Raw genomic sequence first — 20,275 nt, 5'->3', positions numbered from 1 at the left:
GCAGGGAGGCTTTTTTACTTGGCAAGGAGGCCTGTTGGGCATGAGCGAAGAACGCATTACCGTTACCTATCTGACGCAAGCAAAAGACCTTTCCAAAAAAGCGGAAGCCATCGCCGTCGGCATGACCGTAGGCTCCTGGACCGATCTGCCGGCCGCCAAGCAGGCGGAACTGCGCCCTTACCTGGGCGAAGCGGTCAAGGCGGAACCGTTGGAACAGCTGGGGAACGGGGAAACGCGCGGCCTGATCACCGTCAGCTACCCGGTGCGCAACTTCACGCCGGATATTCCGTCGCTGTTGACCGGCGTCTTCGGCAAGCTTTCCATGGACGGCAGGATCAAACTGGTTGACATTCAGTTCCCTCCCTCGTTTTTCACAGCCTTTCCCGGCCCCAAATACGGGATCGACGGCATCCGGGAGCGCCTGGGGGTATTTGACCGTCCCCTGCTGATGAGCATCTTCAAAGCATGCCTCGGTCTTCCCTTCGATGATCTGAAAACGCAGTTCCGCGCCCAGGCGGAGGGCGGTGTCGATCTGGTTAAAGATGACGAAATTTTCTTTGCGGATGATCGGGCGCCGTTTCTGGAGCGGATCAGGGCGTTCAGGCAGATCGCCCGGGAAACCCAGGAGAAGACCGGTAAACCGGTGCTCTACGCCGCCAATTTGACCGGCCCCGTCCACGAGCTGAACGACCGGGCGAAACGGGCGGTGGAAGCCGGTGCCGACTGCCTGTTGTTCAATGTGCTGGCGTACGGGTTCGATGCCCTGCACCGGCTCGCGGCCGATCCCGATGTCACGGTGCCGTTAATGGCCCATCCGGCGCTGGCGGGCGCTTTCTATCCCTCGCCGGATTACGGCATCGCCGCGCCGCTGCTGTTGGGCAAGCTGACGCGCCTCGCCGGTGCGGACCTGGTTCTCTTCCCTTCCCCCTACGGCAGTGTGGCGATGGAGAAGGCCGAGGCCCTGCAGTTGGCCGGCAATCTGACGTCGACCGACATCGGGCTGAAACGCTCGTTCCCGGTGCCGTCCGCAGGCATTCATCCCGGTCTGGTGCCGCAGCTGTACGCCGACTTTGGCAATGATCAGGTGGTAAATGCGGGCGGAGGAATCCACGGCCATCCGGGCGGCGCGGCCGCCGGCGGGCAGGCGTTCGTCGCGGCGATCGCCGCAGCGGTTGCCGGCAAGCCGCTCGCGGAAGCAGCGGAGAGTTCCGAACCGCTCGCCGCAGCCCTGGCCAAGTGGGGTGGCGGACGGTGAGCAGGAAGCTGGTCCTCTTCTGCGACTTCGACGGCACCATCACGGAAAAAGACAACATCGTCGCCATCATGCGCAGGTTCGCTCCGCCCGAGTGGGAAGCCCTCACGGAACAGATTCTCGGGCAGAAGATCAGCGTCCGCGAAGGCGTGGGCAAACTGTTCTCCCTGCTCCCCTCTGCGCTGAAAGACGAGATCACGCGATTTATCGTGCAGGAAGCCAGGATTCGCCCCGGGTTTGCCGAGTTCGTCCGCTTTTGCGACGAGCGGGGGATCGAACTGTTGATCACCAGCGGCGGCATCGACTTCTTCGTCGATCCCATCCTCGCGCCGTTCAATCTGCGCGGCCCCATCTACTGCAACGGCAGCGATTTCAGCGGCGAGACCATCACGATCACCTGGCCGCACGCCTGCGACGAGCACTGCCACAACGACTGCGGCATGTGCAAAACCACCATTATCCGCCGTTACGATCCGGACACCTGCTTCCGCGTCGTCATCGGCGACAGCATCACGGATCTGGCAGGGGCCAAGATCGCAGACTTCGTCATCGCCCGCTCCTTCCTGGAGAAAAAATGCGCGGAGCTGGGGCTGCCGTACAAACCGTTTGCCACATTCCACGATGTGATCGCGATCCTGGACTCCCTGCACGCCGGACTGGAGGTAGAAACCCGATGACGCCTACATTGGAGAAGCGCATCGACGCATTCAAACGCCTGGACGAGGTGAAGCTCGCCTTTGCCAAACGGGACTGGTTCCCCGGCACCAGCGGCAACCTGTCGATCAAGCTGGCCGACGATCCGCTGCTGTTTGCCGTCACGGCGAGCGGCAAGGATAAAACAAAGCTCACTCCCGAAGATTATCTGATCGTGGACGGCGACGCCAAACCGGTGGAGCCGACCGCACTGAAGCCTTCCGCGGAGACCCTGATTCACGCGGTGGTGTACAAACGCATCCCCCAGGCCGGCGCCTGCTTCCATGTGCACACCCTCGGCAACAACCTGATCTCCGAGCTTTACTTCGGCCAGCGGGCCTTTACCATCCAGGGGCAGGAGCTGATCAAGGGGCTGGGCATCTGGGAGGAAAACGCCCGCATCTCGGTGCCCATCGTGGAGAACTATGCCGACATCCCCAAGCTGGCAGACGCCATCGGCAAGGTGATTACGCCGGAGATCCCCGGCGTCCTGATCCGGAACCACGGCATTTACGCCTGGGGGGCGAACGATTTCGAAGCGAAGCGCCATCTGGAGTCTTTTGAATTTTTGTTCGAGTATCACCTGCGTTGGCTGCAGCTGCGCCACGCCGCGGTGCCTACCATATCTTAATCATTCAGAAAGGATGGGATGAAAAATGGCAAAAGTACGTTTTCACGACACGAATGAGTACATCACCGGCAAGGAGGAAGTGGAGGCATTCCTGAACTCGCAGGAAGTCATCTACGAGCACTGGGGGGTAGACCGTCTGGATGACAATCTCCGGAACAACTACAACCTGACCGACGAGGAAAAACAGCAGATCATCGAGGCGTTCAGGCCGGAAATCGACGACATCAGCGCCCGCCGCGGCTATATCACCGCTGACATCGTCGTACTGTCCGAAAACACCCCCAACCTGGATGCGCTGCTGAAAAAGTTTGACCACGAGCATCACCATACGGACGACGAATGCCGCTTCTGCGTGGACGGCCACGGCATCTTCGCCATCAAGGGGAAAGATGGCCGCTACTTCGACGTGGAGCTGGAGCCGGGCGATCTGATCTCCGTACCGTCCTACTACCGCCACTATTTCACGCTGATGGACGACCGGAAGATCAAGGCGATCCGCCTGTTCGTCACCCCGGCCGGCTGGGAAGCGATTTATGAACCCGTGAACCAATAACTCCTTTAGGCAAAAAAATGGATAGAGCAAACAGCGTTCGGGCTGTTTCTCTATCCATTTTCTTTGCTAGTGCTGCAGGATCATGTCGCAAGCGGCAAACGCGCTGGAGAAGGAGAGCTCCGACAGCTGCCCCTGCCCCTGGCACCAGTCTCCCGCAAAAAACAGGTTGCGGTATTCGGGGAAGAAAATCGGCATGGCCTGCTGATGCATCGTCCACTTGATCTCCTGCACCACCGCGCGCTGCGATATCCGAGGGACAACCAGTTCCTCCCGCCAGCCCGGAAAATGCTTGTCGTACAGCTGCTCCATTTTTTCCTTGCAGGCTTCCAGCACGTCCTTGTTTCCCATGTCTTCCTGGCGAAGATAAGCCGTCGCCTGCAGCAGCTGTCCGCCCTCGGGTGTGCAGCTGGTATCATAATAGGAAATATCCGTGATAAACATGTTGTTTTGCTTGTCGTAGATGTAGGTATATGGGCTCTCGATCCGCCTTTTCAGCCCGATATCGTACACCATCACATAGGTGGGATCGTATTTGGCGTAATGCTTCACAATCCCTTCCACTTTGGAGCCCTGCATGACCTTGTCCAGCTCCTTCGGCGGTATGCACATGATAAACTGCTTGGCGGAAAAGCTCTCTTCCCCCGCGTGAACCGCCGTGATCCGGTCGTTCTCAAAGGAGACGCGTTCCACCTTGGTTTTGGTAAAGATCGCGCCGCCGTGTTCTTCAATGACCCGGACAAATTCCTGGATCAAGGCCTGCCAGCCGCCCCCGATATAGGCCACCGGCTTATTGGTGAGGAACAGCCGGGAGTAGTAGCGGAAAAATACATCGGACGGAATGTTTTCCGGTTCCTTGGTAAAGAAGTTGGAAGATGCCAGCGTCAGCATCATTTCACGCACATCTTCGGCCACTTCCTTTTTCTCCAGCCACTTCTGGATGGACAGGTGCGGATGACCCGTCTCCAGTTTCAGCATGGTTTTGAGAATGTTGAACGTGAAGGAGACCTTGTCAAGCCCCATCAGCAGTTTCGTGCGGAACAATCCCTGTATGTTGGCGGGCACATCCGTCACTTCGTCTCCCAAATCGTATTTCGCCTTGCTTGGCTGGAAATCCCGCCAATCGATGGAGAGCCCCAGTTCTTTTTCAAAGTAGCGCAGCATGGAAGTATCGCGCCCATAAATCGCATGGGCCCCAAAGTTAAAATGAAAGCCTTTGATGGGCAGCGTAACGGCCCTGCCTCCCAATACCCCGCGCTCCAGGACGGCAACCTTTTTTCCCTTGTGTGACAGGTACGCGGCCGCCGATAAACCGGCCAGCCCTCCTCCAACGATGACGATGTCAAAGCGATGTTGTTGAGCAGTCATAGGAGTATCCTTTCCTCATTTGGTAGTTTCCCTAAAGAAAAAGAATATCTCAATTCTTTTCATGAATCAAGATCATTAATGTACCCGGTATATAATTACATACAAGTGATTGGGCCTGCCGCAGCAGGCCTCCACACACCGGTCGGATCAGTATCGATCAGTATCCCACTTCCACCGCTGCGATCACGACATAGACCAGGTCGTTTTTGTCTTCCTTGTCTGCCAGTACAACACCGCTCGTGGTCAGCATGCCTCCATCGATCACCTCAAACGATACCTGACCGTAAGGCAGCACCGCTTTCACGGCATCCAGGTCCAGCTTCTCCTTGTCTGCCGGCACGGCCAGCCTGACATGCACTTTCATGTTCCGGATGTCGTTGCCAGGAAGTACCGACCGTAAGCCAGGCATCGAGTTATGATGGATCGCGTTTTGCACGGCCCTGACCGCCGCCTTCGTCACATCTTGTCCATGAAGATCGATTCCCATGCCGATTTCGATAAACATGACCTTGTCCATCCCTGCTCACACTCTCCCTTGCACGTGGTTGCCACTCCATCTTACCATGTTTCACAGCACCGATCATGTTGATACAGCAGCCGGACAAAACCCCGCCGACTCAAGCGAACGCTCCACCCACTCGGCGATAGCGATGCTTTGCCGAATGGGGTCTCTTGCTGGTGTCGGCGGGGGCCCCAACCTTACTTCGTCGCTTAAGCTCGATAAAGAACTTTCTTCTGTGACAAAGCAAGCCAGCCGTTCTTCTCCCGGAATCGGCTGGCTTGCGTTTATCCCACGTTATCCTTTATTCGATTGCAGGTCCTTCCACTGGTTCATGATCAGGCCAAACAGCGGCGAGTCCTGGGGAATTCCCATATAGGTGGTGATGGTGTGTTCGATCCCTTGATCCCGGATGCTGGCGGCCAATTCCCGGGCCTCCTGATCTTCCGGATAGTCAAATTGCAGCGCGGCCGCAATCCCCATCGCCAGATGTGTCGGCTGTATGTGGTACGCAAGCGCCTGTCGGGCGGGGCCGACCAACCGGTCATCCGGGGACAGCTTGCGCAGCGGGGATCTCCCGACGCGTGTCACTTCGTCCGATATATATGGATTTTCAAAGCGGCTCAGGATTTTTTGAATATAGTGCTCATGCTCGGTGTGATCAAAACCGTGTTTGGCGACGAGCATGGCACCCGACTCTTCCAATGCCCCCCGGGCCGCCCAATAGACAGATTCGTCCCGGATCGCCTGCGCGATGGTTTCGTAGCCCCGCACATAGCCCAGGTAGGCAATCATCGCATGCCCCGTATTGACGGTAAACAGTTTTCTTTCGATATAAGGGGTCAGGTCGTCCACAAAGGTGACGCCGTCAATCGCCGGTACGTCTCCCTTGATCTGCGCCCGATTCACCACCCATTCATGATACGGCTCCACCGTCACCATGAGCGGGTCCTCATGCTTTTGTAGCGGGACGATGCGATCGACAGCAGCATCCGGGAATCCGACCAGACGCTCCGCCCATTCCTGCTCCCGGTCGGAGAGCAGTGCAAAAACATGCGACTTCAACTGCGTGCTGCCGCCAATCATGTTTTCACAGGCGATCACGTTGAGAGGTTGCTGATTCTCCTGAGCGCGCCGCGCAATTCCTTTCGCGATCACCGGTGCGATATGGCGCAGGATATGGGGGCCGACGGCGGTTGTCACCAGGTCCGCCCGCGCGATGGCTTTGGCGACTTCTTCTTCATCCTGCCCATGGATGGCCCCTATGCCTGTTACGGTAATCGTCTTTTCCCCTTCTTCCGCCAGACGGATCACATATGCTTTCTGACGGTTGATCTCATCGACCAGGTCTTTATTCACATCGATAAAGCATACCTCGTAACCTGCCTGATGCAGCAGCTGCCCGATAAACCCTCTGCCAATGTTCCCGGCTCCAAAATGAACGGCCAGCATCGTTATTCCCCCCTTTCGAGGATTGCGATAATCTGCTCGGCCGAGGTGGCCTGCACGATCTCTTTTACGTTCTCCTCCTCCGAGCAGACAACCGCAATTTTGGAGAGGATGTCGAGATGTTCATCGCCTACGCCGGCGATGCCGATGATCACATGCGCGATGTTGCCGTCGCCGAAATCAACGCCTTTCGGAACCTGCACGATGGAAATGCCGCTGGATTTGATCAGCTGCTTCGATTCGTTCGTCCCATGCGGAATGGCTACCCCATTGCCCAGGTAGGTCGTCAGCAATTCTTCACGCTCCAGCATTTTCCCGATATAGTCAGGTGCCACATGGCCATTTTCCACAAGCAGCTGTCCGGCCAGCTCGATGGCTTCTCTCTTGTTTGCCACGTCGGCGTTCAGCTTGATTTTGTCAGTCGAAATGATGTGTTGTGCCATGGTTATTCCTCCACTCTCATCCTGTTGTGCGTATAGTCTCTCAGTGTTTCTGCCAAATAAGCATGCATTCGTTTTTCCTCGCCGGAGCTGAACAAGCGAATCGCCTCATCCTCGATGAAGATCGAACTGATCTCGCTCAGCACTTCCAGGCCTTCTTTGGGCATCGTCTTCGGCGCCAGCAGGAGCAGAATCGTCTTGACGTCGATCCACTCATTTTCCATGGAACGGATCCGGAGGCTCTCAGGCAACTCAAATACGCCAAAAAAAGCATCCTGGACCTGATCGCTGCGGCAGTGAAACAACGCGAGCCGCGTCCCGGGAATCCCCAAGCCGCCTATCTTTTCCCGATCCAGCAGCTGCTTGACGACCGCTTGCCGATCGGTAATGATCCCCTGCTGTTCGATTTCCCCGCAGATCTCATCCAAGGCAGCTTCCAGCCCGGCGATGGGAGGCCGAATGCGCCGATAGGCAAACCGCTCCAGCAGCCCCAGAACAAACGTCAGGACAATCTGCAGGGAGCGCAGCTGTTCAAAGGTGCGAACCGCCTGCTTGTTCCTGCTGGCCGCGGGCAGAGACTGCCTTCTCGCCAGCCCTTTCAGAAAAGCCTTTATCTGATCGATATCTTCTTTCGTCAACAATGGATTGACCAAAATGTATTCATCCTGGTGAAAGGGAAGCTGCACAGTCGAGATGATGAGATCGTATTCACTCTTGGGAACGCTGCTCACCTCAAACAGGGAGACGTTGCGCAGCCCTTCGATCTCGGGAATCTCTTTCTTGATCCGGCTGGCCAGGATTTTGGATGATCCAATGCCGGTTGCACATACAATCAGCGCGTCATAACGGGCATGCTGCCGGTGCAATCGTTCCAACGAGGCCCCAAAATGCATGGCCAGATAGCCGACTTCCTCCTCCGGCACGTGCAGTTCGGGAAATACCTGCCGGACGGCATCCGCCAGCAATGCGAACAGGTCGGGGTAATTTCTTTTGATCTGATCCAGCAGCGGGTTTCGGATCCGCATGCCCTGCATCAGCCGGTACAGGGCCGGCTCCATGTGGGTCAACAGATCGTGCCGCAGCGACTGATCGTGTTCGAAATCAACACCCAGCTTGCTGCCGCAGTATGCAATCAACTGCTTGACCTTGGACATCAGCTCCACATTGTCGGACAAATAGTGATCCTGATAGGAATTCCTGACCTTCGCCCCTCGCAGGTGCATGGTAATATAGCCGATTTCCTCCCTGGGGATCTCCATCTGAAACAGGGTCTCCAGTCGGCGCAGCAATTTTTCCGCCACCTGATACTCCTGCGTGTCGGCGAGTTGATGCAGGTATTCCTGATGGAAATGGATCTTTTCCCCTTTTTCGACCCGTTCGATGGCGAGGGCAAGATGAATTACCAGGCCGATAAACGCACTGTCCGCCAGGGGATAAGGCAGGTCGTCCTTCAAATCATGCAGGGCGCTTTCGACCACCAGCAGCTTCTCTTTTTCAATAAGGCCCAGCAGCCGTTCCGACACCGAATTGGTTCGGTGCTGTGCCTTTTGATGAATAGAGTCCTTGAGGGCCGCAATCAGCTCGTATTCGTTGAGATTTTCGGAAATCAGGCTGGTGATCGCCAGCCTTTTGGCGGTCTCGCTTCCCTGCAGTTCGATGCCGTATCCCCTTCTGCGGACCAGACGCAGACCGTACTGCTTGATCTTCTCTTCCAATTCGTCCAGATCGTGACTCACGGTTGCCGTCGTCACCTTCAGCTCATGCGCGAGCGAAAGCAGCTTCACGGGCTCGGTCGCTTCCAGGAGGGTACAGAGGATGATGATTTTCCGTTCATGCGGCGTCAGATCATCCGCTGCCGCCTTCTCAAGATCCTGGCGCAGCGCCTCCTTGGCCGCCGCCTCTCCCTGAAGCCGAACCCCGATGCCGATTTTCCTGATCAGCTGCAGCCGGTAGCTTTCCAGCGCCGGCTCCAGTTCATCCAGCTCGCGATGGACCGTCCGCGTGCTTACATCAATCTCTTCGGCAATCTCCCTGACGGTGATTCCTTGAGGTTCCTGCAGCAGTTTGGCAAGAATCATTTTTTGTCTGGAAGAGAAACGCATCGCCATAGCCCCTTACGATAAAAAAGAATGGACGCTAGTTTGCCCGCAAACTAGCGTTTGGTCCCCATTATTTTAGGCGCTGCACAAGCCGATCATACTCAGGGCTGTTTAAAAAGTTCTCAATGGAGATGTGTTCGGCATGAGGAGCTTTTTGCTTCGCGCGCTCTGTCAGATTCTTGTGCGTGACCACGACATCGGCATCATCCGGAATCTCGTTGATGGCCGTATTGATGACGGTAATGTCCAGTCCGGCATCTTTAAACTTCTTGCGGAGGGTGGAAGCACCCATCGCGCTCGACCCCATTCCGGCATCGCAGGCAAAGACCACTTTGTTCACTGTCCTTGCAGGAGCTGCGGCCGTTGCGGAAACCTCTGCGGTTGCGGGAACCGCTGCCGCCACGTTTTGGGTCCCCTTCAGTTCCTTCATTTTGGCGGTTGCCTTATCCAGATCGCCTTCTTCCGCATCCTGCTTGCTTGCTTTCAGCAGGAGAGCCGCAATGAAGAAGGAAACCGCAGCAGCCGTAACCACGCCAGCCAATACCGGCAGCAGGCCGCCTTTGGGTGCCATGGCGATGAAGGCAAAGATGCTGCCCGGCGAAGGAGGCGCAACCAACCCTGCATGAAACAGACTAAAGGTGAACACGCCGGTCATACCGCCAGCCATGACCGCCAATACCAGACGCGGGTTCATCAGAATGTACGGGAAGTAAATCTCGTGAATCCCGCCCAGGAAGTGAATGATCACCGCACCTGGCGCAGATTGTTTGGCCGATCCTCTACCAACCAGCCAGTAAGCCAGCAGGATTCCCAACCCCGGGCCCGGATTGGCTTCCAGCATGAAGAAGATCGATTTGCCCGCTTTGGCCGCCTGTTCCACACCCAGCGGGCTGAGGATGCCATGGTTGATGGCGTTGTTCAGGAACAAGATTTTGGCTGGTTCGATGAAAATGCTGGCAAGCGGAAGCAAGCCGGCATTGACGATCACCTGCACACCGGCAGCAAGGGCCTTGCTGAGTCCGGCTACCACAGGACCGATTGCCAGAAAGGCCAGCAGTGTCAGCAGGCCGCCGATAATCCCGGCGGAGAAGTTGTTGACAAGCATCTCGAAGCCGGAACGGACTTTTCCTTCGATGGCCTTGTCAAACTGCTTGATCACCCAACCGCCAAGCGGTCCCATGATCATGGCTCCCAGGAACATCGGAATATCCGTGCCGACGATAACCCCCATGGTGGCTGCGGCACCGACGACCCCGCCCCTGGTGTCATGAACCATTTTACCGCCCGTATAGCCGATCAGCAACGGCAGCAGGTAGGTGATCATCGGTCCTACCAGCTTGGCAAGGTTTTCATTGGGAATCCAGCCCGTCGGGATAAACAAGGCGGTAATGAATCCCCAGGCGATAAACGCCCCGATATTGGGCATTACCATACCGCTCAGAAAGCGGCCAAACTTTTGGACGCCGACGCGAACGGAAGAATCCGCACTTTGTTGCATGTTCGCTGCCATTTGTAATACCTCCCCCTTCGATTGATCGAAAAACGTATGAATGCGGTTACGATATAAATATAAAGCGGTTACATAAAGGGGGACAACAAAAGGAAAACGCAACATCGTCACATGTTCAGTTGACAAAATTAGATATGCGCATGGAGGGGGCGATCATGTGAAAGAGGGGGCCGTTTTCATTGCTCCGCTTCGCTGCCCGCCCAGCAGGGCTTTTCTCTGTAACGGGCAGTACTGCTCAATACCCATTTTGAATTATTGATCAAAAAGGTTTTATTATGATATTATTATGGAAATTTATGGATATTTAAGGGGGCTAAACCGTGAACGGAAATCCCATTTTGCTTTCATTTCCAGAAGAATTTGAAACTGTCGTCTAATAATTCGCGCTCCACAATGGGGAGACGGACTTCTTGTAAACGAGGCTATTTGTGAAAGTGTAAATGAGTTGCGACCATGGTTACCTTTTGTAAAAAACATCCTTTCGGTTGAAGAATCAGAAGCATATGTACGGAAAGCTAGGCTTAACTTTTTAGAGCGTTCTGATTTAGTTTTTCACTTGATTGATAAGTTTACGGGTGAGTTTGTAGGAAGTAGTGGACTCCACCGTTTGGATTGGAAGGTTCGCAAGTTTGAAATTGGATACTGGCTTAGGACATCACGTACTGGAGAGGGGCTAATGACGGAAGCAGTTAACGGTTTAACATCCTTTGCAATTAGTGAATTAGAAGCGAACCGTATTGAGATTCGTTGTGATAGCCGAAACACCGCTAGCATTCGGGTTGCAGAGCGAGCTGGTTTTACATTTGAGGGAACATTGCGTCGTGTTAGCTTGGATGAATCAGGTGATTTAGCGGATATAAACGTATTTTCGAAGGTTAGGGGCTACGAATATTAGACGGATTTATTAAGCTAACGGGGATTGCAGCCGCTCCCGAAACGGCAAACCCTTTTCAAGAAAAAAGGTCAACCGGTATGTTCCGGCTGACCTCTCAATACGAAACGCCTTCATTTTTCCGTCCTTCCACCATGCTGCCCGGCATGGGCGTCGAATCTGGCGATCAATTCCTGCAGGGCGGCCGCCCGCTCTCGCAGCCGCTCCACCACCTGCACGTATTCGTCCATGATCGCGGCGGTTTCTTCGGTAGAGGCTGCCGCCACTTCGATGTTGGCCATGGTCTCCTCCGTCTTGCTGCGCAGGGTGGAAATGCCGGCCGCCAGTTGGTTGGCGGAGGCCTGCTGGGCGGCCGCATCGCCCGCTACGCCCTGCAGGAGGAGGTGAATCTCCTCCACCGCCTTGCTGATCGCCTGCAGCTTCTGCCGGGCGTCCGCCGAGATGTCCACCCCGTTTTGCACCACGGCGGAGTTCTCCTCAATCGTCCGGTTCACCTGCTGCAGATCCGTTTTGACCCGTTCCGCCAGGCTGCCGATCGCTTCCGCCGCTTCCGAGGTCTGTCTGGCAAGCGCCTGTACCTGCTCGGCCACCACCTGGAAGGTGCGCCCTGCCGTACCAGCCCGCGCCGCTTCAATCGAAGCATTGATCGCCACAACCGTCACATTTTTGGCAATATTCGCAATCTGATTGCTAAACGTATTGATCGCTTCGGTATGACCGGTCAGCAGCCGTACTTTTTCCGCCGTTTCCCGCGACTGGTCATCCATCGTCCGAATGACGGCGACCATCCGTCCGACCACCTCTTCTCCGGCGGCCGCCTGCGCCCGGACCTGGTCGGTATGCAGGACCACCTGCGACGCTGCCTCGCCGATATGAGCCGCGTTGGCCACCTGCTGTTCCACTTGGGCCTGGTTATCCAGCAGCACCTGTTGGGAAGCATGGCTGCGCGCGATGATTTCATCCGCCCCGCTGGCAATCTGGGCCATCGCCAGCCGCGTTTCCTGCGCCACCTGCATCATCTGCGCCACCACCCGGCCCACTTCTTCCGCCGTATCTGCCACTTCCTTCATCAACCGCTCATTTTCCTGCTGCAGCCGCACGTTTTTCCGGATCTCTTCTTCCGTCTTGGCGATGATGGCACGGGAGCTTCCGACCAGGGAAATCATCCGGAGGGCGATCAACAGCATCGCGACGCTCGCCATCGCAATGTCGCTGACCGATGCACCCCCTGTATAGTACGCTTCCAGCGGCGCTGTGAACAAGACGAGAAGCGTGACAAGCAGCATCGAGCCGCGATGGGCATACAGCCCCGCATAAATAATCGGGAGCAGCCAGATGGGAAAGGTGGCAATCGGCGCGTGGAAACAGTAGTTCCCGATCGCGACCGTTACATACAGTTCCAGCGGAAAAATGTAATGAAAATGGCTGCGGAAACGCGGGATGCGATAGAGCAGAAGCGTCACCGCATAAATCGAATACGACGTGGCGGTCGCAATCGACAAATCCCCAAAACCGATGTCAATCAACCCGAAATAGCTGAGCGCAAAGCTTAAGCCGTAAAGAATCGTGATCCCAATCCCGCTGACTTTCACCAGAAGCCGGTTTACATTCACCATGTTTTCCTGCAATACCTTTGAATGGTTCACGGCAGCCGCTCCCCCCCTCATTCGCTTCTCGTCTCTCCACCCCACCATGACTTTTATCACCCGTTTCCCGTTTGCAAACCGTCAAAAAGAAGCTGAGGAGCGTTCCCCAGCTTCTTTTCCGGTTGTCAAAGCGGCGGATGATTACACGACGTAGCCGTCCGCTGCAATCACACGCTCGGCGATCGCCCGTTTCAGATGGATGGTGTTGAGCGGATTGCGGCGCGTCAGCTTTTTCAGGATGGAGAGGCGCAGGCGCAGATCGTCGCCCTCTTCCATGGCGGCCAGCGCTTCCTTCGCCCATGCTTCCACCCTGTCAAACGCTTCGTGCACATAGACGGCGGTCATATCCAGCTTCTGCTGCTCTTTCTCCAGACCGTTCTTCGCAATGGCCTTCTCGGTGCGCTTCACCATGCTGTCCATCGCGTACAGCTCGATCAGCATGTCTGCCGCAATCGTCAGCAGTTCTTGCTCCTGGGCAATGGCCTGCTGGTATTTCATCAGCGCGGAGCCTGCCACCATCAGGATGATCTTGCGTGTCATCTCGATCAGATGTTTTTCTTGGGCGAGCGGCGCATCCTCGATCTCTTCCGGATAATAGCTCATCAGCTCTTCCTGCAGGCCGGCAGCCGCTTGCAACAGCGGCAGTTCGCCTTTCATCGCTTTCTTCACCAGCGTATCCGGGATCAGCAGGCGGTTGATTTCGTTGGTTCCTTCGAAGATGCGGTTGATGCGGGAATCGCGGTACATCCCTTCGATTTCATACTCCTGGATGAAGCCGTAGCCGCCGTGGATTTGGACGCCCTCATCCACGCAGAAGTCGAGCACTTCGGAAGCGAACACTTTGTTGATGGAGCACTCGATGGCGTATTCGGCGATCGCTTTGGCCACTTCCCGGCCGTCCTCCGCCTTGTCGCCCAGTCTGGAGAGCGCGGCGTCAAACAGGCCAACCGTGCGATAGACGGAAGATTCGGCCGCATAGATTTTGGTGGCCATATTGGCCAGCTTATTTTTGATGATGGCAAAGTTGGCAAGCGGCGTTTTGAACTGCTTGCGCTCTTTGGCATAAGTGGTGGCAAGGTGCAGCGCGTGCTTGGCGGAGCCGACCGTGCCAACCGCCAGCTTGTAGCGGCCGACGTTCAGGATGTTGAACGCGATCACATGGCCCTTGCCAGGTTCGCCGAGCAGGTTCTCGACCGGCACCTTCGCGTCTTCGAGGATCAGCGGGCGGGTGGAGGAGCACTTGATCCCCATTTTCTTCTCTTCCGCACCGACCGAGACGCCCGGGAACTCACGCTCTACGATAAAGGCGGAGAAATGCTCGCCGTCGATTTTGGCATAGACGATGAACACATCGGCGAAGGCGGCGTTGGTGATAAACTGCTTGGTGCCGTTCAGGATGTAATATTTGCCGTCTTCCGACAATTTGGCCGTCGTCTTGGCGCCCAGCGCGTCGGAGCCGGAGCCTGGCTCGGTCAGGCAGTAGGCGGCAATGCGCTTGCCGGTCGCGAGGTCAGGCAGGTAGCGCCGCTTCTGATCTTCATTGCCGAAGTAGACGATCGGCAGGGATCCGATGCCCACGTGTGCGCCGAAGGTGATGGCGAAGCCGCGGGCCAGGGCGAATTTTTCCCCCAACAGCGCGGCGCTGATCTTGTCGAGGCCGAGGCCCTCGTATTTCTCCGGCACGTCTGCAGCCAGGAGGCCCAGCTCCCCTGCTTTTTTCAACAGTTTTACGGACAGGTCAAAATTTTGGTGCTCCAGCTCTTCCATGTGGGGGCGTACTTCGTTGCGGATAAAATCCTCGGTCGTATCCGCCATCATCTTTTGCTCATCGGTCAGCTCTTCCAGCGTGAACACGTCGTCGGCCGAACCGGCGTCGATCAAAAAGCTGCCGCCGCGAATCAATGCTTGGGTTTCGGACATCTTTCAACACTCCTTCTAAGGAATTTTTTACACCATTTCAAACACGCCTGCGGCGCCCATCCCGCCGCCGATGCACATGGTGACGACACCATACCTGCCGCCCCGGCGCTTTAATTCGTTCAGCAGAGAGACGGTCAGCTTGGCGCCGGTGCAGCCGAGCGGATGGCCCAGCGCAATCGCCCCGCCGTTTACGTTTACCTTCGCCGGGTCGAGGCCCAGTTCGCGGATGACCGCCACCGACTGGGAGGCAAACGCCTCGTTCAATTCGAACAGATCGACATCGGCCAGGGTCAGTCCCGCCATTTTCAAGGCTTTCGGGATCGCGACGACCGGCCCGATGCCCATCACGTCCGGGTCCACCCCGCCCACGGTGAAGGAACGGAATCGGGCGATGGGCTCCACGCCCAGCTCCGCCGCTTTCTCCGCCGACATGACGATCACGGCGGCCGCGCCGTCGCTGGTCTGGGAAGAGTTGCCCGCAGTGACGGTGCCCTGCGGATGGAACACCGGCTTCAGCTTGGCCAGCGCCTCCATCGAGGTGTCGGGACGCACGCCCTCATCCGTATCAAACGTAAACTCCTTCACCTGCACCTTGCCGCTCTCGTCCACGGTTACCTGTTTGACGGGGAAGGGAACGATCTCGTCCTTGAACTTGCCCGCCGCGATGGCCGCAGCGGCGCGGCGATGGCTTTCCACCGCGAAGGCGTCCTGGTCTTCGCGGCTGACGTTGTAGCGGCGCGCTACCTGCTCCGCCGTATGTCCCATGCTCATGTAGGCCTCCGGCATGGTTTCCACCAGCGTCGGGTTGAGCGCCACCTTGTGCCCGGTCATGGGCACCAGGCTCATGCTTTCCACCCCGCCGGCGATGATGACATCGGCGCCTCCCACCATGATCTGCTGGGCCGCGTAGGCGATCGTTTGCAGACCGGAGGAGCAGAAGCGGTTGACCGTGATGCCGGAAACATTGGTGGGAAGCCCGGCGCGAAGTCCGATCAGGCGGGCAAAGTTCATGCCCTGCTCCGCTTCCGGAACGGCGTTGCCGATGATCACGTCTTCAATTTCCGCCGGATTCAACTGCGGCACGCGGCGCAGCAAGTCTTGCACAACTGCGGCACCCATGTCGACGGGATGGACATCCTTCAAGCTGCCCCGTTTCGACTTGCCGACGGCCGTGCGCGCGCCGGCGACGATGACTGCCTCTCTCATGGTTACTCCTCCTTTTCCTAGTTGCGCAGCGGCTTGCCCTTGGCCAGCATGTGCTGCATCCGCTGTTGCGTTTTCGGGGTTTTGATCAGTTCCAGGAACGCCTTGCGCTCCAGCTCGAGAATATATTGCTCGCTTACTTCGGTACCCGCCGGGACGCTGCCGCCGGACATCACGTAGGCGATCTTGCTGGCGATCAGCTCGTCGTGTTCGCTGATCAGGCCGCCGATCCGCATCGCGTAGATGTTTTGCCGCAGGGTGGCATAGCCGGTCTCGCCGATCACGCGGATCTTGCGCGGCCTGCGCGGCGTGAAGCCTTCCCTATCCATCTGCAGCACAAGCTGCTTCGCGTCGTACAGCAGGTGATCCTGGTTGATGCTGATGCGGTCGGTGGGCCGCAGGTATCCGAGGCTGATCGCTTCCTTGCCGCTGGTCGATACCTTGGCCATGGCGATCGTCTCAAAGGCGCGTGCCACGAACGGGAACGGGTCAACCGGCACGGTGCCGCCCTCCGGCACGTTTTCCATGGCGCGGAACAGCATTTCCATGGTTCCGCCGCCGCCAGGCAGCAGGCCCACGCCGACCTCCACCAGACCCATGTAGGTTTCCGCCGAAGCCTGCACGCGGTCGGCCAGGAAGCATACTTCCACGCCGCCGCCCAGCGTCATGCCGTGCGGTGCGGCCACAACCGGCCGTCCCATCGCGCGGAACGCCTCGCCGACCTTGTGGAAATTTTTCACCATCATTTCGAGCTCGAACCAGTTCTCGTCCTGCGCTTCCATCAGGGCCATCGCCAGGTTCATGCCGACGCAGAAGTTCTTGCCCTGGTTGCCGATCACCAGACCCGCGAAGTTGCGCTTCACTTCTTCGGCGGCGTAGCTTGCCATCTGCAGGACATCGACCCCGAGGGCGTTATGCGGGGAGGTAAACTCCAGGCAGGCTACGCCGTCGCCCAGGTCGATCAGCGCGGCGCCCGCATTTTTCTTGATCAGCTTGCCCTGCTCTTTCAAGGCCGCCAGGTTGATCGTTTCCTTCTTCTCTTCGACCTCTTTGTAGGTGCCGCCGATGGCGAATGCGGAGACACGCCCTTCGTTTCTTTGGTAGAAAGAGGTTTTGCCGCTGGCGAGCAGCTCTTCCACCAGGGCCGGGATCTTCTCGCCCTCCTCTTTCATGCGGGCGACCGATTTCTCCACGCCGATGGCATCCCAGGTCTCAAACGGGCCGAGCTCCCAGCCGAAGCCCCATTTCATCGCCTTGTCGACCGCGACGATATCGTCGGCGATCTCGTAGGCTTTCTCCGCCGCGTACAGCAGCACCCGCTTGAAGACGCTCCAGAGGAATTGGCTGCCATTGTCCTTGCCGTATACAAGCGCTTTCAGTTTTTCCGGCAGCGTTTTCGCCGTCTTGGCCGCCTCCAGGGAAGGGAATTTCGCCTTGACGCGCGGTCTGTATTCCAGAGTGTTGTAGTCGAGGACCAGGATTTCCTTCCCTTCGGCGCTCTTCACCTGTTTGAAGAAGCCCTGTCCGGATTTCTGGCCGAGCCTGCCGTTTTCCACCATTTTCAGCACGAAGGCGGGAACCTCGAACACCGCTTTTTCGGCTTCGTCCCGGCTCTTGTTTTTCACGTTGTTGGCGACGTGCACGTACGTATCCAGCCCCACGACGTCGAGCGTGCGGAAAGTGGCGCTTTTCGGGCGGCCGATCACCGGTCCGGTCAGGGCATCCACTTCATCGACGCCAAGGCCGAGCCGCACCATCTCCTGGAGCGATACCTGCAGGCCAAACGTGCCGATGCGGTTGGCGATGAAGTTGGGGGTGTCTTTGCACAGAACCGTCCCTTTGCCGAGCACGAATTCGCCGAAGCGCATCATGAAGTCCACAATGGCCGGATCCGTGTCGCGTCCCGGTATAATCTCAAGAAGTTTCAGATAACGCGGAGGATTAAAAAAATGGGTGCCGAGGAAGTGCGCCCGAAATTCGTCGGAGCGGCCTTCGCACATCTCGTTGATGGAAACGCCCGAGGTGTTGGACGAAACGATCGTTCCCGGTTTGCGGTGCGCTTCCACCTGTTCGAGGACTTTCCGCTTCACGTCCAGATTCTCCACCACCACCTCGATGATCCAGTCCACATCACCCAGCAGGTGTAGGTGGTCTTCCAGGTTGCCCACGGTGATCAGATCGATGTTGGCCTTGTCGTAGAGCGGCGCGGGCTTCTCCTTCATCAAGCGCTCCTTGCCCGCCTGCGCGATGCGGTTGCGCACGGCCGGATCAGCCAGTGTCAGCCCTTTCCTGCTCTCCTCCTCTGTCAGTTCACGCGGTACGATGTCGAGCAGATAGGTGGGAATCCCCACGTTTGCCAGATGTCCGGCAATCCCCGCTCCCATGACGCCGGAGCCGAGAACGGCCGCCTTGCGAATTTTGCGTTCCATCAAGTACCCTCCCCTTACGTATGGCGCTGTTTGGGCAGTGCTCCATGCGCTGTTCACCTTCTACCTTATTTTGGTACAGCCCGTCTCATGTGCACCCGCCCTCTTTGAATGAATACTCATTCATAAACCCGGTGTAAAAAAACATCCCACGCAGCACTGTTGTGGAATGTTTATTTGTTCCGCTTCCAGACCGGAAACTGAATCATCGTTCATTTTTCATTGTAATCGAAACGGGGTGTGCTTGCAATCTCAAATTCGCCTTGTGCGGCGCGTCGATCACCGTTTATGTTTGCGGTACGAAGCTGCCGTCCCGGAGCATCGTCAGCTCACCCATGATAAAGGCAAGATCCTCGGAGTCTTCGAACTTGCCGCTCTCCTCCAGCGCCTCCAGCCGCCGCAGCAGAATGTTGGCGAAGTCCTGAATCTGCACCGGATGCCCTTCCATATCCGCTTCGTCGATGATGTCAAAGCCTGTTGCCCCTTCGATGTGGGTCAGGATGCGAAATCCGCCGATCTCCCCCAGAAATTCCGGTTTGTTGAAAGACGAACGCTCCAGCTTTTTCAGCATGCTGACCACGTCATTGGACACAATGCTGGGGAATGCCACCAGATAAAAGGTCCGGTTCCGCGCCTCATCTGTCTTGATCAGGAGGAAATCCGTTCCCTCCAATTTTTTAGCTTTTTTGCCGAATCCAAACATGGTTTCACCTCTGCGATCGGACAGTATTTATGTTCTTTTTGATAGTAATCGATCGACAGGAAAGAGACAAGTCACTCTTTCCTGTAAAGAGGCTCCCCTGCCATGGAAAAAGTTAACTTGGCTTTCCGCAGCGGTTGAGACGCATGCTATTTCTATAAATAATGCCGATTCCATGCGAGGTGTCCCTTATGAAAAAATGGCTGGCGCTGCTTGCGTTCTGCCTGCTGATTACCGGCTGCGGCGATGGCAAGCAGGCCGGAAAAGCAAAAACGCAGGCGAAGCAGCAAAAAGAACGGCAGCTGAAGAAGACGGCCATCCACAACATGGCGGCCAACAAACGGGACATTGTGCTCTTCCTGAACCGGGCCGAGCATTTGATCGAGGAGCTGCATTACGCCGCCGCCTCCAATCCGGGCGGCAAGAAGGTGATCGAGGACGGCATGGTGTTCCGCGAGCTGCCCAAGCGCTTTGACAGCAAGAAGAAAATCCTGGCATATTTCTCCCGTTTCTGGAGCAGACCGATCGCCGAAACGATGTACGACAACCTGAACATCAAGCTGGTCAAGGGCAAGGCTTATCTGGCCCCTGACCGGACCGATACGCCGGTCCTGATCTCCACGCGGAACACCTCCGTCACATCGGACGCCACCGGCATTACGGCTACCGTCAGCGACATCACCCTTCCCTCAATGGCCGCGAACCGGACCGTCCGCTACCGGCTGGTCCGCGACAAAAAAACCAGGCAGTATGAGATTTCCAAGCGGATCGGCGCTTACGGCAGCGAAAAATACAAGTGATGCACCGCTTGACGCTTGACATTTTTATGCAGATGATAGCATAATTATTGAAACATCAACCCGATACCAATGAAAAGCGTTGAAGGGAAATAGTAGGGTCCTCTTTCCGGAACAGAGAACGAAATCCACCGGCTGAAAGATTTCGTCCGCGAAACGGCCCGAACCCGTCCCGGAGCGGCCGGGGACGACCCGGACAG

The 20,275-nt window shown here is 56.8% G+C and carries 16 protein-coding genes and 1 pseudogene; 6 read left to right on the top strand and 11 right to left on the bottom strand.

The genetic code is table 11. From position 1 onward, the window contains the following. Positions 1 to 40: 40 nt before the first annotated feature. Genes G3578_RS08625 through G3578_RS08610 form a run of 4 tightly spaced genes read left to right on the top strand, consistent with a single transcriptional unit; the run spans position 41 to position 3,129 of the window. Positions 41 to 1,255 carry a 2,3-diketo-5-methylthiopentyl-1-phosphate enolase gene (locus tag G3578_RS08625; protein ID WP_165211462.1) on the top strand — a complete coding sequence of 405 codons (1,215 nt, stop codon included), beginning with the start codon at positions 41 to 43 and terminating at the stop codon, positions 1,253 to 1,255. Next, on the top strand, positions 1,252 to 1,929 hold the full coding sequence (locus G3578_RS08620) for a 2-hydroxy-3-keto-5-methylthiopentenyl-1-phosphate phosphatase (protein ID WP_165211459.1): 678 nt from the start codon (positions 1,252 to 1,254) through the stop codon (positions 1,927 to 1,929). The genes G3578_RS08625 and G3578_RS08620 overlap by 4 nt, the downstream gene beginning before the upstream one ends. Further along, positions 1,926 to 2,576 (top strand): methylthioribulose 1-phosphate dehydratase, encoded by a 651-nt coding sequence (locus G3578_RS08615; RefSeq protein WP_165211456.1) that lies wholly within the window; start codon positions 1,926 to 1,928, stop codon positions 2,574 to 2,576. The genes G3578_RS08620 and G3578_RS08615 overlap by 4 nt, the downstream gene beginning before the upstream one ends. A 25-nt stretch (positions 2,577 to 2,601) precedes the next feature. After that, entirely contained in the window at positions 2,602 to 3,129 is a 528-nt protein-coding gene (locus G3578_RS08610; protein ID WP_165211453.1) for a 1,2-dihydroxy-3-keto-5-methylthiopentene dioxygenase, read from the top strand. A 66-nt stretch (positions 3,130 to 3,195) separates the two neighbouring features. Here G3578_RS08610 and G3578_RS08605 read toward each other — a convergent pair whose 3' ends face one another. The 6 genes from G3578_RS08605 to G3578_RS08580 form a co-directional block, all read right to left on the bottom strand. Next, positions 3,196 to 4,494 (bottom strand): phytoene desaturase family protein, encoded by a 1,299-nt coding sequence (locus tag G3578_RS08605; protein WP_165211450.1) that lies wholly within the window; start codon positions 4,492 to 4,494, stop codon positions 3,196 to 3,198. Between the two features lie 157 nt (positions 4,495 to 4,651). Beyond that, entirely contained in the window at positions 4,652 to 5,011 is a 360-nt protein-coding gene (locus G3578_RS08600; RefSeq protein WP_165211447.1) for a Lin0512 family protein, read from the bottom strand. Positions 5,012 to 5,290: 279 nt separating this feature from the next. Next, the gene (locus G3578_RS08595; protein WP_165211444.1) at positions 5,291 to 6,445 is read right to left on the bottom strand and encodes a mannitol-1-phosphate 5-dehydrogenase; all 1,155 of its coding nucleotides are present in this window, start codon (positions 6,443 to 6,445) and stop codon (positions 5,291 to 5,293) included. A gap of 2 nt (positions 6,446 to 6,447) precedes the next feature. Further along, complete coding sequence (locus G3578_RS08590) at positions 6,448 to 6,885, bottom strand: PTS mannitol transporter subunit IIA (RefSeq protein WP_165211441.1); 438 nt, start codon at positions 6,883 to 6,885, stop codon at positions 6,448 to 6,450. A gap of 2 nt (positions 6,886 to 6,887) precedes the next feature. After that, the gene (locus G3578_RS08585) at positions 6,888 to 8,984 is read right to left on the bottom strand and encodes a BglG family transcription antiterminator (protein ID WP_165211438.1); all 2,097 of its coding nucleotides are present in this window, start codon (positions 8,982 to 8,984) and stop codon (positions 6,888 to 6,890) included. 67 nt (positions 8,985 to 9,051) lie between these two features. Beyond that, positions 9,052 to 10,491: a PTS mannitol transporter subunit IIBC gene (locus tag G3578_RS08580; RefSeq protein WP_165211434.1), complete on the bottom strand. Its 1,440-nt coding sequence runs from the start codon at positions 10,489 to 10,491 to the stop codon at positions 9,052 to 9,054. Between the two features lie 320 nt (positions 10,492 to 10,811). On the opposite strand from G3578_RS08580, the pseudogene G3578_RS08575 reads away from it, so the two are divergent. Then, positions 10,812 to 11,386: pseudogene (locus G3578_RS08575) on the top strand (GNAT family N-acetyltransferase). Positions 11,387 to 11,496: 110 nt separating this feature from the next. Here G3578_RS08575 and G3578_RS08570 read toward each other — a convergent pair. From G3578_RS08570 to G3578_RS08550, 5 genes are all read right to left on the bottom strand, one after another. Then, positions 11,497 to 13,077, bottom strand: coding sequence for a methyl-accepting chemotaxis protein (locus G3578_RS08570; protein WP_165211431.1), 1,581 nt, complete (start codon positions 13,075 to 13,077; stop codon positions 11,497 to 11,499). 93 nt (positions 13,078 to 13,170) lie between these two features. Then, on the bottom strand, positions 13,171 to 14,949 hold the full coding sequence (locus G3578_RS08565) for an acyl-CoA dehydrogenase family protein (protein WP_165211428.1): 1,779 nt from the start codon (positions 14,947 to 14,949) through the stop codon (positions 13,171 to 13,173). 27 nt (positions 14,950 to 14,976) lie between these two features. After that, on the bottom strand, positions 14,977 to 16,155 hold the full coding sequence (locus G3578_RS08560) for an acetyl-CoA C-acetyltransferase (protein WP_165211425.1): 1,179 nt from the start codon (positions 16,153 to 16,155) through the stop codon (positions 14,977 to 14,979). A 17-nt stretch (positions 16,156 to 16,172) separates the two neighbouring features. Then, a complete protein-coding gene (locus G3578_RS08555; RefSeq protein WP_165211422.1) occupies positions 16,173 to 18,581 on the bottom strand; it encodes a 3-hydroxyacyl-CoA dehydrogenase/enoyl-CoA hydratase family protein in 2,409 nt (802 codons plus the stop codon). Between the two features lie 283 nt (positions 18,582 to 18,864). Beyond that, positions 18,865 to 19,281: a hypothetical protein gene (locus G3578_RS08550; RefSeq protein ID WP_165211419.1), complete on the bottom strand. Its 417-nt coding sequence runs from the start codon at positions 19,279 to 19,281 to the stop codon at positions 18,865 to 18,867. A 188-nt stretch (positions 19,282 to 19,469) separates the two neighbouring features. Between G3578_RS08550 and G3578_RS08545 the strand changes: the two genes are divergently transcribed. Next, positions 19,470 to 20,078 carry a hypothetical protein gene (locus G3578_RS08545; protein WP_206529577.1) on the top strand — a complete coding sequence of 203 codons (609 nt, stop codon included), beginning with the start codon at positions 19,470 to 19,472 and terminating at the stop codon, positions 20,076 to 20,078. Positions 20,079 to 20,275 lie beyond the last annotated feature (197 nt).

Source organism: Brevibacillus sp. SYP-B805 (assembly GCF_011059135.1).
In the GTDB taxonomy this organism is placed as follows: Bacteria; Bacillota; Bacilli; order Brevibacillales; family Brevibacillaceae; genus Brevibacillus_F.
The sequence above is the reverse complement of the archived record's forward strand: the minus strand, read 5'-3'. Positions and strand labels throughout refer to the sequence as shown.

Coding starts and splice junctions, on each gene's coding strand:
- G3578_RS08625 (WP_165211462.1), top strand. CDS start 41: ATGAGCGAAGAACGCATTACCGTTACCTATCTGACGCAAGCAAAAGAC.
- G3578_RS08560 (WP_165211425.1), bottom strand. CDS start 16,155: ATGAGAGAGGCAGTCATCGTCGCCGGCGCGCGCACGGCCGTCGGCAAG.
- G3578_RS08600 (WP_165211447.1), bottom strand. CDS start 5,011: ATGGACAAGGTCATGTTTATCGAAATCGGCATGGGAATCGATCTTCAT.
- G3578_RS08615 (WP_165211456.1), top strand. CDS start 1,926: ATGACGCCTACATTGGAGAAGCGCATCGACGCATTCAAACGCCTGGAC.
- G3578_RS08595 (WP_165211444.1), bottom strand. CDS start 6,445: ATGCTGGCCGTTCATTTTGGAGCCGGGAACATTGGCAGAGGGTTTATC.
- G3578_RS08605 (WP_165211450.1), bottom strand. CDS start 4,494: ATGACTGCTCAACAACATCGCTTTGACATCGTCATCGTTGGAGGAGGG.
- G3578_RS08565 (WP_165211428.1), bottom strand. CDS start 14,949: ATGTCCGAAACCCAAGCATTGATTCGCGGCGGCAGCTTTTTGATCGAC.
- G3578_RS08545 (WP_206529577.1), top strand. CDS start 19,470: ATGAAAAAATGGCTGGCGCTGCTTGCGTTCTGCCTGCTGATTACCGGC.
- G3578_RS08555 (WP_165211422.1), bottom strand. CDS start 18,581: ATGGAACGCAAAATTCGCAAGGCGGCCGTTCTCGGCTCCGGCGTCATG.
- G3578_RS08580 (WP_165211434.1), bottom strand. CDS start 10,491: ATGGCAGCGAACATGCAACAAAGTGCGGATTCTTCCGTTCGCGTCGGC.
- G3578_RS08550 (WP_165211419.1), bottom strand. CDS start 19,281: ATGTTTGGATTCGGCAAAAAAGCTAAAAAATTGGAGGGAACGGATTTC.
- G3578_RS08585 (WP_165211438.1), bottom strand. CDS start 8,984: ATGCGTTTCTCTTCCAGACAAAAAATGATTCTTGCCAAACTGCTGCAG.
- G3578_RS08610 (WP_165211453.1), top strand. CDS start 2,602: ATGGCAAAAGTACGTTTTCACGACACGAATGAGTACATCACCGGCAAG.
- G3578_RS08590 (WP_165211441.1), bottom strand. CDS start 6,885: ATGGCACAACACATCATTTCGACTGACAAAATCAAGCTGAACGCCGAC.
- G3578_RS08570 (WP_165211431.1), bottom strand. CDS start 13,077: ATGGTGGGGTGGAGAGACGAGAAGCGAATGAGGGGGGGAGCGGCTGCC.